This window comes from Fusicatenibacter faecihominis, from assembly GCF_020686945.1.
Classification (GTDB): domain Bacteria; phylum Bacillota; class Clostridia; order Lachnospirales; family Lachnospiraceae; genus Limivivens; species Limivivens faecihominis.
The window spans coordinates 1-16,267 of record NZ_JAJEPR010000029.1 but is presented as its reverse complement, the minus strand read 5'-3'; the positions used below and the strand labels follow the sequence as shown (position 1 = coordinate 16,267).

Here is a 16,267-nt window from a genome sequence, read left to right as displayed (position 1 = left end):
TATCATCCTCCGCTATTCTCTTACATTGCCATGCCGCCGTCCACGGAAAGCACCTGGCCGGTGATATAGCCGGCTTTTTCCGAGGCCAGAAAGGCGACTGCTTCGGCCACATCCTCCGGCTGTCCAAAGCTTCCCAGAGGGATATGCTCTATAGCTCCCGCCCTGACTTTTTCGGAGAGGGCGGCCGTCATATCGGTCTCAATAAAGCCCGGAGCCACGGCATTCACCGTGATTCCCCGGCCCGCCAGCTCCCGCGCCGCTGCCTTGGTAAGGCCGATGATACCGGCTTTGGAGGCCGCATAGTTGGCCTGTCCCGCATTTCCCTGGATTCCCACCACGGAGGCCATGTTGACGATACGGCCGCTTCTCTGTCTGATCATCTGCCGGGCTGCGTGGCGGATGCAGTGAAAAGTTCCTTTGAGGTTCACATCCACAACCTTTGAGAAATCCTCCTCTTTCATGGCCATGAGAAGACCGTCCTTTACGATGCCCGCATTGTTCACCAGCACGTCAATACGGCCTATGGTTTGGATTACATCCTGAAACATCGCTCCGCAGGCCTCAAAATCAGCCACATCACAGGGGTAAAGCATCACCTCGCCGCCCCTGTTCTCGATCTCTGCTTTTACTTCCTCCGCTTTTTCCTTGGCCCCCCGATAGTTAATGATAACGAAGCAGCCATCCTCCGCCAGTCTTAAGGCGATGGCTCTTCCGATTCCCCGGGAGGCCCCCGTCACCAGGGCAACTCTTTTTTCTATCATAGATTTCTCCCCTTTAAAAGTTCCACTGTTTTCTCAAGATCTTCCATGGTCTGAATGGAGTAAACCACAGCGTTTCGGTCGATTTTTTTCAGAAAACCGCTCAGTGTTTTCCCCGGTCCGATCTCGATGAAGGTGCCCACTCCTTCCCGGATGAGCTCCTCCATACTCTCCCTCCAGCGCACCGGAGAGCTGATCTGCCGTGTCAGAAGATCTTTGATCTTTGTTTTGTCCGTCACCGGCTCTGCCAGTGTGTTGGAAATATAGGGAATTTTCAGCCCGGAAAGCTTACAGGGTGCCAAAACCTCCGCCAGCTTTTCCCCTGCTGTGTTCAACAAGGGTGAATGAAACGGTCCGCTGACCTTTAAGGGCAGGACCCTCCTGGCTCCGGCTTCCTTTAAAAGGATACCAGCCTCCTCCACCGCCGTTTTCTCTCCGGTAATGACCAGCTGCCCCGGGCAGTTGTCGTTGGCAATCCAGACGCCTTCTCTGTTCTGAATCACAGCCTGAATTGCTGCTGCATCCATCCCGAGAACTGCCGCCATCGCTCCCACTCCGGCGGGAACGGCTTCCGCCATGAGGAGTCCCCTCTTCCGTACCGTGAGGACCGCATCCTTTAGGGAAAGGGCTCCGGCCGTCTCGATGGCACAGTATTCTCCCAGGCTTAAGCCCGCCGTCACCTCCGGAAAAATGCCGTAGGTTTCCAGTGTTTTTTCCATGGCAAGGCAGACAGTCAGAAGCGCAGCCTGGGTATACTCGGTCTGATTCAGCCGCTCGTCTTCCTCAAAACAGAGCTTTTTTAAGTCCAGGCCCAGCCACTCGCCGGCCTCGTCGATGACCTTCCGGGCAACCGCCGATACCTCGTAAAAATCTTTTCCCATGCCTGCTCTCTGGGCTCCCTGCCCCGGGAAAAGGAAAGCTACTCTACTCATAAATCCCGGTTCCTTTCAGTAATGCGTCTGTCTCTTTTACCAGCTTATCAATCAGGTCTTTACAGGAAAGCTCCTCTTTCACAAGACCTGCAATCTGGCCTGCCATCATGCTTCCGTTTCGGATGTCTCCCTCCAGAACGGCTTTTCTGAGGCTTCCCAGAGTCATAGCCTCCAGCTCCTCAAAAGACGCGCCCTCGGCCTCTTTTTTCAGATATTCTTTCGTCATCTGATTTCTCAGAGCCCGGACCGGATGGCCCGTGGTTCTTCCCGTCACCCGGGTGTCGATATCCTTCGCCTTGATGATGGCCTGCTTGTAGTTTTCATGAACCTGGGCTTCCTTCGTCGCCACGAAACAGGTTCCCAGCTGCACGCCTCTAGCTCCCAGCATGAAAGCCGCCGCGATGCCTCTGCCGTCGCCGATTCCGCCGGCAGCGATAACCGGAATGTTCTCTACCACATCCACCACCTGGGGCACCAGGGCCATCGTCGTCGTCTCGCCTACATGACCGCCGGATTCACAGCCTTCTGCGATGACAGCATCAGCCCCGCAGCGCTCCATCCGTTTCGCCAGGGCCGTGGAAGCCACCACCGGAATCACTTTTACTCCGGCATTTTTCCAGAGCTCCATGTATTTTTCCGGATTTCCGGCTCCTGTTGTCACCACCGGTACTTTTTCCTCGGCAATGACCTCTGCCACCTCTGCGGCATAAGGGCTCATGAGCATAACGTTGACACCGAAGGGCTTTCCGGTCAGCTCCCGGACCTTGTGGATCTGCTCCCGCACCCAGGCAGCCGGAGCGTTGGCAGCCCCGATGATGCCAAGGCCCCCGGCCTCGGAGACAGCCGCCGCCAGATGGTATTCTGCCACCCAGGCCATTCCGCCCTGGATGATGGGGTATTCGGTTCCAAGAAGCGCTGTGATCTCTGTTTTCATTTTCATCGTCTCCTTACTGCAGCTTTTCGATGTAATCTTTCACATCTTTGATCGTCTTGATCTTCTCCAGATCCTCGGAAGGAATCTCCACATTGAAGGCCTCCTCGAGTGCCATCACCATCTCAAAAAGATCCAGGGAATCTGCTCCCAGATCTTCCTTAAAGCTGGTCTCCTCCGTCAGGGTGCTGATTTCGGTTCCAAGGGATTCTGCAATGATTTCTTTGATTTTTTCTAACATTTTCGTATTCTCCTTTGATTTTTCATTGATAACGTCCATCTCATCTGATCCGCCAGAATGCCAGACACTGTCTCCAGAAAAGCTGCATTCACCTGGACTTTTACCAGCGGAGCAGGGAAGCTCCGTAGGTCAGGCCTCCGCCAAAGCCGGACAGTACCAGAAGGCTGTCTTTTTTCAATTTTCCCCGCCGGTTCTCCTCATACAGAAGGATGGGAATGCTGGCAGCGGAGGTATTTCCGTATTCTTCCATATTCATGGGGAAGCGTTCCTCCTCAAGGCCCAGCCGTTTCACCGCGGCGCTTATGATCCGGCGGTTTGCCTGATGAAGAAGGTAAAAGTCCACTTCTTCTTTTTCAATGCCGGCCTTCTTTAAAACCTCCCGGATCACCTCGGGCACCCGGGAAACCGCAAACTCAAACACCGCCCGGCCGTCCATTTGAAGGAAGCCGTTTTTCGGTGCAGTCAGGGCCTGTCCCTTCTCACCCTCGCTGTGGCTCACCTGTACATAAAGGCCCTCCGGATCTGCCTTTAACACCACCGCCCCGGCTCCATCTCCGAAAAGGATGCAGCTGTTCCGGTCATTCCAGTCCACAAGGCTCGAGAGCTTCTCAGCTCCCACCACCAGAACGGTTTTATAGATCCCGGCCTCAATATAAGTTTGGGCGGTATTCAGCGCTGCCAGAAAACCGGTACAGGCGCTGTTGATGTCAAAGCTTGCCGCCCCTTTGGCCCCGATGGTCTGCTGGACCCGGGCCGCCACTCCCGGCATGGCTTCCTCCGCCGACATCGTGGCTGCCAGGATCAGTTCCACCGCGCTTCCATTTACCTTCGCGTTCTGAAGGGCCGCCTTCGCCGCCTCACCCGCCATGAAAGCCACGGTTTCTTTTTCTCCGGCGATGTGCCGCCTTCGGATCCCCGTGCGGCTTCGGATCCACTCGTCGCTGGTGTCCACAAGCTTTGAGAGAGCCTCGTTATCCAGGATCTTCTCCGGAATGTAGGCTCCTGTTCCACATATTTTTCCTGTCATTGTTTTCTTCCTGATTGTTTTTAATATTAAATATTTTGACTTTCAAATTATATTTCAGTCAAAGTATTTTGTCAAGTTGATTTTTCAACATTTTTCAGATTCAAAAAATGGTTCCGGAAATCAACGACGAAATTGATTTCCGAAACCATTAACGAAACCCTATTCTTTTTTCACACTTACGCAAAGCAGCCCGGTATATTTCTCACCCCTGCTGCATTGCTTTCTCCGCTTCCAGCTTCTTCGTAGACTTCCTGATGCAATAGAGACACGTCGGCGCAATATAGAGGCTCGCTGCCACCCAGGCTGTCTGATCGGCAAAACAGATCGCAGTAAAACCAAACATTCCCACAAAGCCAAGGCTCACAATCGTCCGGGCCAGCATCTCCATGACACCGGAAAAGACGGCTCTGCCGGAATAGCCAAGGCCCTGCGTCACCATACGGCAGACATTCAGAATGCCCAAAGTCCAGTAGAAATATCCCATACAACGGAGATATTTGGCGGAGGCGTCCAGCACCTCCACGGAATCTTTGCTGACAAAGATCATCGAGAGTGTCCGCCCTGCAAAGATCAGAATGAGACCTGCAAAGGCTCCGTAACCCACAGCCACGGCAATACCCTGGCGAAGTCCCTGTTTGATCCGGTCGGCTTTGCCTGCTCCCAGGTTCTGACTGCAGAACACGGAAGCTGCTGTAGCAAAAGCGTCAAAGGGACACATAGTAAACTGCTTGATCCTCATACCTGCGGTGAAACCGGAAACACAGACGCTTCCCAGTCCGTTGTTGGCGGACTGCATGACCATGCTTCCAATGGCCGTGATGGAAAACTGAAGGCCCGTGGGAATTCCCATGAGAAGGAGCTCTTTTACGGCGCTTCCTTTTACGACCCGGTTAGATTTTTTCAGCCAGAGAAGGTCCATTTTCCTGATGATAAAGACCAGGCAGAGGGAACCGCTGATGGCCTGGGAAAGAATCGTTGCGATGGCAGCTCCCGCGCAGCCCCATTTCAGCACCACGATGCAGAAAAGATCCAGGAAAATATTCAGGCAGGCGGAAAAGGCCAGGAACATAAAGGGTGTCCGGCTGTCTCCCACGGAACGGAGAATACCGGAGAGATAGTTGTACATCAGGGTAAAAGGAATCCCGAGGAAAATGATAATCAGGTAGGCATAGGCCCCGTCAAAGATATCCTCCGGCACAGATAAAAGATGCAGGATCTGGGGGCAGAAAACCGCGCAGATTGTCGTCACCACTGCGGCAATAATACCAACCAGAACTGCTCCGTTAAATATGTAATCTCTCATTTTTTCCAGATTGTTGCCGCCAAAATATTTGGCCACCGGTACACCGAAGCCCGTACAGCTTCCCATGCAGAAGCCTAAAACCAGAAACTGCACGCTGCTGCTGGCTCCGACGCTCGCCAGGGCCTTTGCTCCTAAGATCTGCCCAACAATGGCCGCGTCAATGATGTTATAGGTCTGCTGCAGCAGGTTTCCGATGAGAAGCGGCAGGGCAAAATGGAGCATGAGCTTCAGCGGATTGCCCTTTACCATAGATGTTGACATTTTCTTTTTTCTCCTTTCGTTCTTCCGTCGTCAGCGTTTGGGCTGATAGTGCATGTCAGATACATTGTAAACCGTGATGAAAGCCTTCGGATCCTCGTGGTTCATGTAATTCATAAGCTTCTGGTACTCACTCTTGTCCACAATCGTGATGATTTCATTGTGTTTCTGCCCGTTGTAAGCGCCGATGGCCTCATAGACCGTAGCCCCGCTGTGCAGATCGTTGATGATAAATTTCCGAAGCTCCTCTTCTTTTTTCGTGATGATACAGACGCGGCGCTTGATGTTATGATCGAAAATGAAGTGATCCAGGATAATACCATTGAAATAGGTTCCAAGAACACTTAAAACCACGGTTTTCTTGTCATAGACCAGGGCCGCGGAGAGGGCCACGCACATGCCGGAAAGGGACATGGCCTTTCCCAATTCCATGTGAAGATATTTGTTCATGATTTTCGCCACAATATCCAGGCCGCCGGAGGATGCATTCCGGTTAAAAAGAATGCTCAGGCCCACACTTACCACCAGGATGTAGCAGAGCACGTCCAGCTCCTGACTGTCCGTCAGGGAAATACCGCCCGGAAACGCCTTCTCAAAAACCCCTAAGAACACCGGCAGCAAAATGCTGGTGTAGACGGTCTTCACGCCGAACTCTTTTCCGCAGGTGAAAAAGCCAATAATCAAAAGCACCACGTTCAGAATCATTGTAATAGCCGACAACGGCAGCGGCACAAAGTTCGAGAGCACGATACCAAGACCGGAGATACTGCTCACCGACGCATGGCTCGGCACCAGGAAAAAATAGACAGCCGCCGCGATGATGGCCACCGCTGCGGTCAGGATCACTGTCTCCTTTATAAGATCCTTCGTATTCAGTTTTCTGTTCAAAACAACCTCCCAAAAACATTACTTTTCCTTCATTCTACCCTCTTTCGCCGGACTTAACAAGCCTTATCGTAAAAAGAAATGCGCCCCGCATTTTTAGCCCGGAGCGCATTTCTTTTTTTAACATTCCCCTTTGAGGGAAAACATCTTCGTATCGCCCATCCGCATCTCCAGCTCGATACTGGTCACGTTATGGCCGTAATACTGTTTTTCGTAAACCTCGTAGGGACTCACCGGCTCTTTGAAATAGAGGGTGTGTTTTCCTTTATAGGCTGCGTGAATCGTCACAAAGTTCTGGTTAGAGTAGAGGACGTCATCGTCCTTATTGTAGAGGTGGCAGCCTGCATACTCTGCCAAGGAAGCCAGCAGCTCGGAGCGGAGAATCTGAGGCGCACAGTAGACGCTGGTCCAGCCATCCATCTCCTTCAGACCGTAGGCCGGAACTCCCATCTCACAGTAAGTTCCGAGAATCGTTGCCTCCGGATCGTCAATATAGAAGCCCGGATTCATGTAAGGCGGAAGAATCACATTTTCCAGCCAGACATTGCTGTGAACGTCCCGGTCAATGTATCCGTAGCGCCGGTCCTCCACCGCATAGCGTACGGCCGGATGGTCGAGGTTCGTCACCTTAAACCGCGGAGAGCAGGTGTGGTCGAAGCGGCCCACCTTGAAGCCTGTGAGCTCCTGGATATTCTCATTTGCCATCACCTGATCCCGGTCCGGATTGATGAAGCCCGGAGCGTAGAGCCAGAGCACCACGGCATGGTTTTTCTTTGCCTTCTGAATGATGATCTCCCGCTCCTTGTCGCTGATATCGAAAAGGTTCATCATCACATAGAATTTATAGTCCGGCATATCTTCTCTTCCCATATCGTCATGGAAATAGTAGTCCACCGAAGCGCCGATCCGCGGAAGATCCGAGGTCCGGTAATAATCCAGCATCAGTGTGTTTGTATACATGGACACCGTATGGCAGCTTTCCTGATCGTAGATGAACGCGATCTCGTTTTTCTTTTCCCGGTTCAGGCTGTAGGCAAACTCGGCAATCTCTTCCTGCCGTTTGAAAAGTTTATAAATCTCCGAATGCATATATCTTCCGCCGGTCTCGTGCTGGTCAAACCACCAGGCGTAAATGTCATCCGTCAGCACCCGGGAGAAGTCTCTTTTCAGCGTTACGATACTGTCACGCACGTCATAGAGTCCCATGGCATCCCGATAAAAAGTATCTTCAAGATGGGTCCGGCTATCCTCCTCCGCCACGAACATCTCGCCGCGGAGCCGGAAGGAATCCTGCATCTCACGCTGAGCCACGCTGCCGCCGGGCTCCCGGTTGTTGTAAACGCCCGGAGCCGCCAGGAAATCCACAGCTCCACAGTCCAGAATCGGCAGAGTAGCCGTAGCTGTCGTGCTGTTGAAGAAATCCGTACAGCCATAGGAACCGTAGAAGGCTCCCACGATTTTTCCCTGATAGCGCTCTTTTAAGACCTTCGCGAAAAAGATAATCGCTTCCGCCGTGGCCTGATGGAGGGCATCGTAGAAATCCGCCACATAACGGTAATCCTCCATATTCAGGAACACACCCAGATTGGCGGCCTTTTTCTCATTCATATCGATGCTTTTTCCCACGATCCGGTTCGCGCTCTCGTAATATTTCATGGCATCCATGATGCCCTCTTCCACATAAATGTAGAACTGCTCGTCAATTTCTGGAATAATGGGATTTTCAAAGGAGGCATCCTCCTTTTTCCAGGCCTTCCGAAGCTTTTCCTCAGTTCCATAGCGGCCCCGCAGGAATTTTCCATAAGCCTTCCGAAAAGCCGGGGAGAAATCGCCGTATTTTCCTTTGGCCCGGTCGTAGATGCTGTTCACCGGATACCACTCGGAAGTGCCGCCTGCCGCCAGAAAGTAACCGATCACGCGGTCCTTAAACCAGAGCGTATCCACCTTGTCGCAGAACTCCTTCAATGCTTCCCGGGCGTCGTGCTGCCATTTTTCTGAAGCAAACACATACATGCCCGGAACATCGTCCTTATGTACCTCCGACATGAGAATGGAGGGCTCGTGACTTCCATCCTGATAGGTAATCAGCTCATCAGGATTCTCTTCCATCCAGTCTACCGGTGGATGAAGGCCGATCCGGACGATGATGTAGGCGTCGGGCACTTCCTTTAAGAGAACCTCCGCATTATGGATGAACGCTTCCATTCCGCTGGGCTCGTGCTGTTTTTCCCCGTTTTCGTCCACATAGTCTTTTCCCGGCCGGAGCCATTCCGTATTGGTCATCAGGAAAAAGACCTTCATGCCTGACTGCCCTAAATCATGGATATAATCCGGCTTATTAAACCGCACAGTCATGGCCATGGGCGGATGAGTTTTTCCATCGATCACCAGGGCCGGACTTCCGTTTACTTTTTTTACCTCTGCATAGCTCATCTGAAAACAGGCTCCTTTCCGTTACTCTTTTACAGATCCCACGGTGATACCTTTTACAAAGAACTTCTGAAGGAAGGGATAAACCACCAGAATCGGGATGATGGAGATAAAGAGCTGGGCGCTTCGCACAGTCTTCTCACTTAAGGAGGAAAGAAGGGCCAGCTGCTCCGGCGTCATGTTTGTCATGGTCTGGTTGTTGTTGATGATCTGAGTGGCCAGATAGGTTGCCATCGGGTAGTTGTTCGGGTTATTCATGTAGAACATGCCGTCAAACCAGGAATTCCAGTGGCCGATCATTGAGAACAGAAGCAGGGAAGCCAGGGAGGGCTTGGACATCGGCAGGATTACGCGGAACAGCGTCTGCCAGTGGTTGGCTCCATCCACGAAAGCCGCTTCCTCAACGGACCTCGGTAAGCCCCTGATAAAGTTCATCATAATGATAACGTTCCAGATATTCATGGCGCAGGGCAGAACCAGTACCCAGAAAGTATTCAGAAGATGCAGGTTCTTGATGACCATGTAGGTCGGGATCAGGCCGCCGCCCAGGAACATCGTGATGGCAAAATAGATCATATAGGCTGTTCTTCCGCGGAACTGAGACGTCGGGCGGGCAAGCGGATAAGCAGTCAGCACGATGAGAATCATGTTGAAAGCCGTACCGACAACAACTCTTCCTCCGGAGATGGCCACAGAATGGAAGAAATCTTTTTTCTTGATCAGGTACTCATAAGCGGCAAGTGAAAAATCCACCGGGAAAAAGGTTACGCGGCCTGCCATGGCAGCGGTGCTGTCGCTTAAGGACATGGCGAACACATGAAGAATCGGGAAAATACAGGACAGCGTTACCAGCGTCAGAATAATGGTATTAAAAACCTGATACACATAGTAAGATTTTGAATGTTTAATTTTCATCTGTCACACCTCCTTTAAAATACCCGGTAATCACTCTTCTTATAGAGAATCCAGTAGCTGGTTCCTACAAAGAGAAGGGAGATCACGGATTTGAAAAGTCCCATGGCTGCTGCTGCGGAATACTGATGGCTCACCATACCGAGACGGTAAACCAGCGTATCGAGAATATCTACAGTCTTCTCTACAGTCGGGTTGTACATGATCAGGATCTGCTCGAAACCGGCGTTCAGGATGCCGCCAAGACCAAGCACGGTGAGAACTGCCACCATGGGCATGATACCCGGCAGGGTCACATGAAGCATCTGTTTCCAGCGTCCGGCTCCGTCCACCTGAGCGGCCTCGTGGAGCGTCGGATCCACGTTGGTGATCGCTGCCAGAAGAAGTACGGTATTATATCCCATACCTTTCCACACATCGGAACCGATGACGATGGTCCGGAAATATTTGTTGCTTACGAGGAAGGCGATAGATTCCATTCCAAAAAGACTTTCCAGTACGTTGTTGATTACGCCGTCGTAGGCGAAGATCTCCAGCACCATTCCTGCGAGAATTGCCCAGGAGAAAAAGTACGGAATGAAGACGATGGTCTGAACGGAACGTTTGAACCAGCTCTTGGTCACTTCGTTCAGCATCAGAGATAAAACAAGGGGAACAAGAATACTCAGGGTAATCTTAAAAAATGCAATGATGATCGTGTTGACAAAGGCCTGACGGAAGCTCGGCATCGTAAAAATATAATGGAACTGTTTCAGACCCACGAAAGCAGATTTCTGGAAGCCCAGCAGGGGTTTGAAATCCTGAAAGGCCATGATCAGGCCGCCGATGGGCAGATAACAGAACAGTGCGGTAAAGATCACCGCGGGAAACAGCATCAGATGAAGCTCCCTGGTACGGTAAAGGCTCTTTTTTCTTTTCTTTGGCTTATTGTTTTCCATAAACGCTCTCCTCTCTTTCAAAAGAAAATGCCATATTTCACAGGCATTATCGGCAGATCCGGCATATCTGTAAAATATGGCAATTTTCCTAAAACTCACTTGTTTTTATTTCTCGCTCTGATACCACTCATTTACTTCTGCCGAAATTTCATCGCCGCCCTGAGCTTTCCACTGCTCAACAAAGGTATCAAAGTAATCTACGGGAGACTCGCCCATGATAATAGCTAAGAAGGTATTGTCACGGAGTTTGTTCAGTTCAGACTGTCTGGAGATCATTGCAGGTGTAGTAACGTATACTTCATCATAGATGATATCTGCGCTTTCCACAGTCTTGATCATGTTGGCAACACCGCCATCCGGAGCCAGACGGCTGAAGTAAGTACCCCAGGCAACTCCATCATCCGGATTCTCTTTATAGTTCAGGTAAGATGCCCATGCACCCCAGAACTCCTCATTACCAGCTGCATCTTCTTCTGTAATCTCTGTTTTTCCTTCATCAATCAGTTTATTGATGGTCTCATAGTTGATTCTCAGAGAGGTCGGGGAATAAATACGGTACGGAAGCCAGGTATAAACGTAGCTGTGCCATTCGGTCTGCTCTTCCTCAGTCATAGCGTTCTGTACATCAGGGTTGCTGTTCTCTGTGCAGTATTTCCAGGACCAGTACATCATTTTAAAGATTGCTTCCGGGTTCTTGCAGTCGCGTCCGGCCACTACGAAGGTGCTTACCGGATAGCGGTCAAGCATGATGGTCGGCTGCTCGCCATCTACGGAAAGGTTCGGTCCAACTACCCAGTTTGCTTCCGGATGCTCTACCTTATTGCTGTTCAGCGGCCAGTTCGGAATCCACCAGGAACCGGGAACGATGGCATATTTGCCGGCTACGATATCGTTTACAACGGGTGAATCTGCTGCCCAGATATCATAAGCTGCAAAGTCTTTCTGGAAGTAGCCTTTGTTGTACCACTCGTTCAGTTTGGTAAGAGTGGTCTTGATTCCCTCGTCGATACCAGCATACTGTAAAGTACCGTCTTTGTCATACCAGCCGGAGTTCCAGGTCTCATATGCATGGAAGAACGGGGTGAAATCGCCGAGCTGAGCATCCATGTAGTTCTTGCAGGCTGGAAGTATGGGGCCTCCAACCTCACCGTCGCCGTCGTAATCGGTCTCCATCAGTTTGTCGCAGAGAGCCTCAAACTCATCGATGGTCTTCGGAAGCTGATCCACAGAAGTGATTCCTACGCTCTCCAGCTGTGTCATGTTGTAGTACATCTGGGAAGTTGCCTGAGCGGGATCGGTTCCCATCGGAAGACCGTACACGCTGCCATCCTTGGTTCCTACGTTCAGGAAATTTCCGTCATAGTTGAAAATGTTATCCAGTGCATCACATTTATAGGTCTCATAAGCCTCTGTCAGATCTGCAAGACCGCCCTGGCTGGCCAGATCCTCAAAATCGTTCGGGCCTACCATAAATACGTCGGGCAGGTTTCCTGCTGCAAGCTCTGCACCGAATTTCTCATCGTACTGATCTGCGTTTACGATCCAGTCATAGATCAGGTTGATGTTCAGATCCTCTTTCAGTTTCTTAACTGCGGTGGAAGTCTCCGGTGTACAGTCGGTCGGGGTCAGCGGATCCTCAGACTCACGGTACTGAAGCACTACATGGATGTCAACAGTTTCCTCGTAGGGCTCGAGAAGAAGGTCTTCTACGCTTTTTGACTCGGATGCAGCTGCCGGTACGACCAGGCATCCGGCTGCCATCATTGCTGACAACAGAACTGAGATTGTTTTCTTTTTCATACTCTTTTCCTCCTTGTTCTTGTTTTCACTCCTTTTGTTGATAAACCTATTATAAATTTCTTTCCGCTTCAAACCCAGAGTCATTTGTATCTAAAAAGGGGAGAATCATATTTTGTTTATTTTGCAAATACGATTGTCCCCTTTTTTGAATACCATTATCCTGTTTAACTAATTTTCTATGTAATTTTTCCGTTTTTTAGTACTTTTCACGAAACTGTTTTGGGGTAACTCCGGTCCGTTCCCGGAAAACTCTACGAAAATAGTGTTCATCCACATAGCCTACCTGGCTGGCGATCCAGTAAATCGGCTGTTTTGTCTCCGTCAGATACTTTTTTGCCGTCTCGATCCGCATATCGTTCAGATAGGTGACAAAAGTCTTTCCCGTCACGTCCTTGAAATTTCTGGAAAAATAGCTCTTGCTCATTCCTGTGAGCCGTAAAAGTTCTTCCAGCGTGATCTCCCGGTCCATATGTTCCCGGATGTAATTCATGGCCTGATGAATCGCCTGGATGCTCTCCAGCTCTTCCCTGTCTTCGCCGACCCGCTCCAGCACTTTTTTCCGGATCTCGTCAAACCAGCCCTTCCACTCGTACCACCAGCGGAAGGAGCCCACTTCCTCGAAATACCGGCTGAAATCCTTTCCGGAAAATTCACACCAGTGGAGGTTGAAGTGATAAAAGGCCGCCACCCGTTCCTCGTTATTCAGGGCCGCATGACGGATAATCTCCAGCGTCTCCTCATAGACCTTCTGCACCAGCATAAATTCCATCTTCATGGAGAGTTCCAGCACTGTCTTTCTGGACTCGCCCGGCTGCGTGTTCACAAGCTCCGGATAGCAGTACTCATAGACCATTCTTCCGGGCTCCCTGTCCTGAAAAAGTTTTTCCTTCACGGTTCCTTTTAAGAGATCCTCCAGCTGGCTGTAAGCGATGCCTTTTACTTCCGCCAAACAGATCAGCGAACTTTGTTCGGCCTCCGGTGCCTTTAAAAATTCGTCTGTCTGTACCCCTTCCTGAAGGAGAAGATGCCGGTCATCCAGTTTTTCAAAGCTAACTCCCGCTTTTTTTAAAAGACCTGCAAAGGCTTTTCCCTGTTTTTTATCCGGCGCTTCCCAAATGGAGATCTCCTCAGGCCCTACCCGCCGCTCGCTCAGCTGCGTATAGCGCACAGTCTCCCGATAGCGCTCCCGGATGCTCTCCATGAAAGCGTCCACATTTTCCCCTTCTATCTGGGCCTTGGTGATGTAATCCAGAATGCCTACCCGGAGACTCTGCTGAATCAGCTCAAATTCCTGATGCATGGTCAGCACCACAATCTGAATCTCTGGCCGGACCTTTTTCACTTCCTGTAGAAACGGCACACCGGAAAGTCCCGGCATCTCAAGATCCGAAAAAAGGAGGTCTACCTCTTCTCTTTTCAGAAATTCCAGCGTCTCCTGGGAGTTTCCGGAATCGCCAACCACTTCCATCCCGTATTTTTCCCAGTCGATCAGTCCGATGATGCCTCTTCGCACCAGCTTCTCGTCATCTACCACAAATACTCGTATCATTTCCGCAAAACCTCCCCTATCTTTATGCTGCTTTCTCCCAAAACGACCTCCACCGGATCAAAAGGAATACAGATCTCCAGCACGTTCATGCCGTCCTCCGTCCGCTCCGCCTTCAGCTCGAAATTGTCCCCAAAGCGGTTTTCCAGCATCCGGGCCACATACTGAAGGCCGATGCCGTTGGAGGAAACGTCCGTCTTCTGGACCAGCACATCCTTGATTTTCTCCGGATCGATGGGCTTTCCTGTATTTTTCACCAGGATTGCCACCTTTCCGTTGGCCAGAAGTTCCACCTCCACGCCAACTTTTCCATCGTCAGCACCGCTGTGAAGGATCGCATTTTCCACGATGGGCTGAAGGATGAAGCGAGGCATGTCCGCCTGTAGAATTTCCGGATGCTGTCCCTCGTCGATGTAAAATTCCAGATCGTATTTCATCTGCTGAAGCGTGATGTAGGAGCGTACGGCCTCCAGCTCACTTTTCAGCGTGGTCTCCCGGGTTTTTGACATATTATAAAGAAGAAGTTTGTTCAGGGCCGTGATAAAATGAACCATCTCCCGGTCCTTTTTTCCCGCCGCATACCATTTCAACGTATCCAGCGTGTTGTAGAGAAAATGAGGATTGATCTTGCCGAGAACGGACTTGATCTCCGCCTCCGATCGCTTTTTCTCCTCGTCCTGCACCTTGTTTAACAGGACCAGAATGTTATTTTTCAGCTTATGCAGAAGCGCCACGTTCTCATCAAATTCCTGAATGTTCATCTCCTCGATCCTCGTTTCAATGTCCTCGTCGGCTACAATCTGATGGAGCTTTTTTTCAAATTTCGTGAAGGGCCGGTAAATGCTCTGCCACTGTAAAATAGAAACTAAAATACAGAAGGCTATCAATGCCAGGGTCAGAAGGCTCAGATTCAGGGCCATGACATAGACCTGCTGGTAATATTCCTTTGTCGGAACCAGGAGACGGATTTTCCAGTCTCCTGTCTGGGTCGCCTCAAAAGCCTGATACTCATCCATCGGAAGCTCTTTTGCCGTGGAGAGTTCCTCCAGATTTTCCAGATCAGAACGGTACATCAGTTGACCGTCACTGGATTCTATGAGGAAAATCGGATTCATGCCGAGTACCGCTTCCGGGATCAGTTTCTGAAAATACTTATATCCAGACTCCACATAAATATAAATGTCGCCCTTGTCGCGCTCACCCTTATAAGTCCGAAGAAGAGAAAAACACGGATAGGCCGCCACCTTGGAATCCGTCATATGAGGCCCGTAAAAAGTCATATCCCGCCACTGGCACAGAAAATTTTTCTCATCCGGCAGAGTTCCCTTTGCCAGTGAAGAACTGTTGATCTTAACAACATTGGTCGTCCCTTTAGGTACATAAAGATAAGTAATATTCGCAATCAGCGGATTTGCCACCTCATAATTGGCAATCTGATCTCTCATATATGACAGCAGTTCCGCCCGCGCCACGGAACTTGTCTCGTCAAAATATAAATGAAGATCCTTCCCCACCGTACTGTCCGCCTGCAAAAGCCAGGAGACAGAGTTCATATTGTTCATCAGTGCCGTCAGATCCTCCGACACCTGACTTAAGTCGTTCTCCACTCCCTGCCGTACCGTTTCCTTGTTGATCTGGTAAGTATGCGCCAGCATCATAGCCTCCACAATCAGCAACGGAACCAAAACGCCCCCGAACCAGACCTTGATGATCCTCCGTGCAAAAGATTTCGGCAGACGATTTCTCTTTCTCTCCATTTCCCATCCCCCTCTTTTCATCCATTTTACTCATTTTTCAGAAAGATGGCAAATAGAAAGTAAAGATTTACAAAATAATGAGACGTTTAGACAAAACAGCGCCCCGAATTTTTGACGCGGGGCGTACTGCTTCTTCTTAATTTACAACTGAATTTTTGAAAATTAATAAAAAGATCCGGATAAATTCCTGCCTTAACCTGATCTGAAAAAGGAAAACTCTTCCGTGTTCTCCGTCTCAAAATTGCAGACTGTAATTCTGTTTTTGACAGGATCTACAATCTAGTTCCAATTTACCTTCGCTTTATTTTACCATAGTGCTTTCTAAAGTGCTATTCTAATATATACACAACTTTATTCTAACTTTTTACTCAACAGAAAAACCCCGGAGGTCTTTCGACCTTCGGGGTATCTTACGTTTGGACACACAATATCTTACGATATCGATTTATATAATTTTATCTGATAATCAGTGACTAAGACTTCCCATACCTAAAATGGGATTCGTACCTTAAAAATTCAATATTTCAGCTAACAAAATAGTGATTTATG

The 16,267-nt window shown here is 50.0% G+C and carries 13 protein-coding genes; all 13 read right to left on the bottom strand.

Translation table 11 applies throughout. The features are described from left to right. Positions 1–20 precede the first annotated feature (20 nt). The 13 genes from fabG to LKD71_RS13540 all read right to left on the bottom strand — a co-directional run bounded on the left by fabG (position 21) and on the right by LKD71_RS13540 (position 15,718). Positions 21–761, bottom strand: a complete 741-nt coding sequence (gene fabG / locus LKD71_RS13600) for a 3-oxoacyl-[acyl-carrier-protein] reductase (RefSeq protein WP_227615882.1) — start codon at positions 759–761, stop codon at positions 21–23. Beyond that, a complete protein-coding gene (fabD, locus tag LKD71_RS13595) occupies positions 758–1,690 on the bottom strand; it encodes an ACP S-malonyltransferase (RefSeq protein ID WP_227615881.1) in 933 nt (310 codons plus the stop codon). The genes fabG and fabD overlap by 4 nt, the downstream gene beginning before the upstream one ends. Beyond that, on the bottom strand, positions 1,683–2,624 hold the full coding sequence (fabK, locus tag LKD71_RS13590) for an enoyl-[acyl-carrier-protein] reductase FabK (RefSeq protein WP_227615880.1): 942 nt from the start codon (positions 2,622–2,624) through the stop codon (positions 1,683–1,685). Before fabK ends, fabD begins: the two co-directional genes overlap by 8 nt. Before the next feature lie 13 nt (positions 2,625–2,637). After that, positions 2,638–2,862 carry an acyl carrier protein gene (acpP, locus tag LKD71_RS13585; RefSeq protein ID WP_178045309.1) on the bottom strand — a complete coding sequence of 75 codons (225 nt, stop codon included), beginning with the start codon at positions 2,860–2,862 and terminating at the stop codon, positions 2,638–2,640. A 100-nt stretch (positions 2,863–2,962) separates the two neighbouring features. Next, a complete protein-coding gene (locus LKD71_RS13580; RefSeq protein WP_227615879.1) occupies positions 2,963–3,889 on the bottom strand; it encodes a beta-ketoacyl-ACP synthase III in 927 nt (308 codons plus the stop codon). A 202-nt stretch (positions 3,890–4,091) separates the two neighbouring features. After that, the gene (locus LKD71_RS13575) at positions 4,092–5,453 is read right to left on the bottom strand and encodes an MATE family efflux transporter (protein WP_227615878.1); all 1,362 of its coding nucleotides are present in this window, start codon (positions 5,451–5,453) and stop codon (positions 4,092–4,094) included. A 30-nt stretch (positions 5,454–5,483) separates the two neighbouring features. Then, on the bottom strand, positions 5,484–6,338 hold the full coding sequence (locus LKD71_RS13570) for a YitT family protein (protein WP_227615877.1): 855 nt from the start codon (positions 6,336–6,338) through the stop codon (positions 5,484–5,486). 117 nt (positions 6,339–6,455) lie between these two features. Next, positions 6,456–8,768, bottom strand: coding sequence for a hypothetical protein (locus tag LKD71_RS13565; RefSeq protein WP_227615876.1), 2,313 nt, complete (start codon positions 8,766–8,768; stop codon positions 6,456–6,458). 21 nt (positions 8,769–8,789) lie between these two features. Continuing rightward, a complete protein-coding gene (locus LKD71_RS13560) occupies positions 8,790–9,680 on the bottom strand; it encodes a carbohydrate ABC transporter permease (RefSeq protein ID WP_178045314.1) in 891 nt (296 codons plus the stop codon). A gap of 14 nt (positions 9,681–9,694) precedes the next feature. Continuing rightward, positions 9,695–10,615 (bottom strand): ABC transporter permease, encoded by a 921-nt coding sequence (locus tag LKD71_RS13555; RefSeq protein WP_227615875.1) that lies wholly within the window; start codon positions 10,613–10,615, stop codon positions 9,695–9,697. A 105-nt stretch (positions 10,616–10,720) separates the two neighbouring features. Continuing rightward, positions 10,721–12,415, bottom strand: a complete 1,695-nt coding sequence (locus LKD71_RS13550; RefSeq protein ID WP_227615874.1) for a type 2 periplasmic-binding domain-containing protein — start codon at positions 12,413–12,415, stop codon at positions 10,721–10,723. Positions 12,416–12,611: 196 nt separating this feature from the next. Continuing rightward, positions 12,612–13,964: a helix-turn-helix domain-containing protein gene (locus LKD71_RS13545; protein ID WP_227615873.1), complete on the bottom strand. Its 1,353-nt coding sequence runs from the start codon at positions 13,962–13,964 to the stop codon at positions 12,612–12,614. Beyond that, entirely contained in the window at positions 13,961–15,718 is a 1,758-nt protein-coding gene (locus tag LKD71_RS13540; protein ID WP_227615872.1) for a sensor histidine kinase, read from the bottom strand. The genes LKD71_RS13545 and LKD71_RS13540 overlap by 4 nt, the downstream gene beginning before the upstream one ends. Positions 15,719–16,267: the final 549 nt, after the last annotated feature.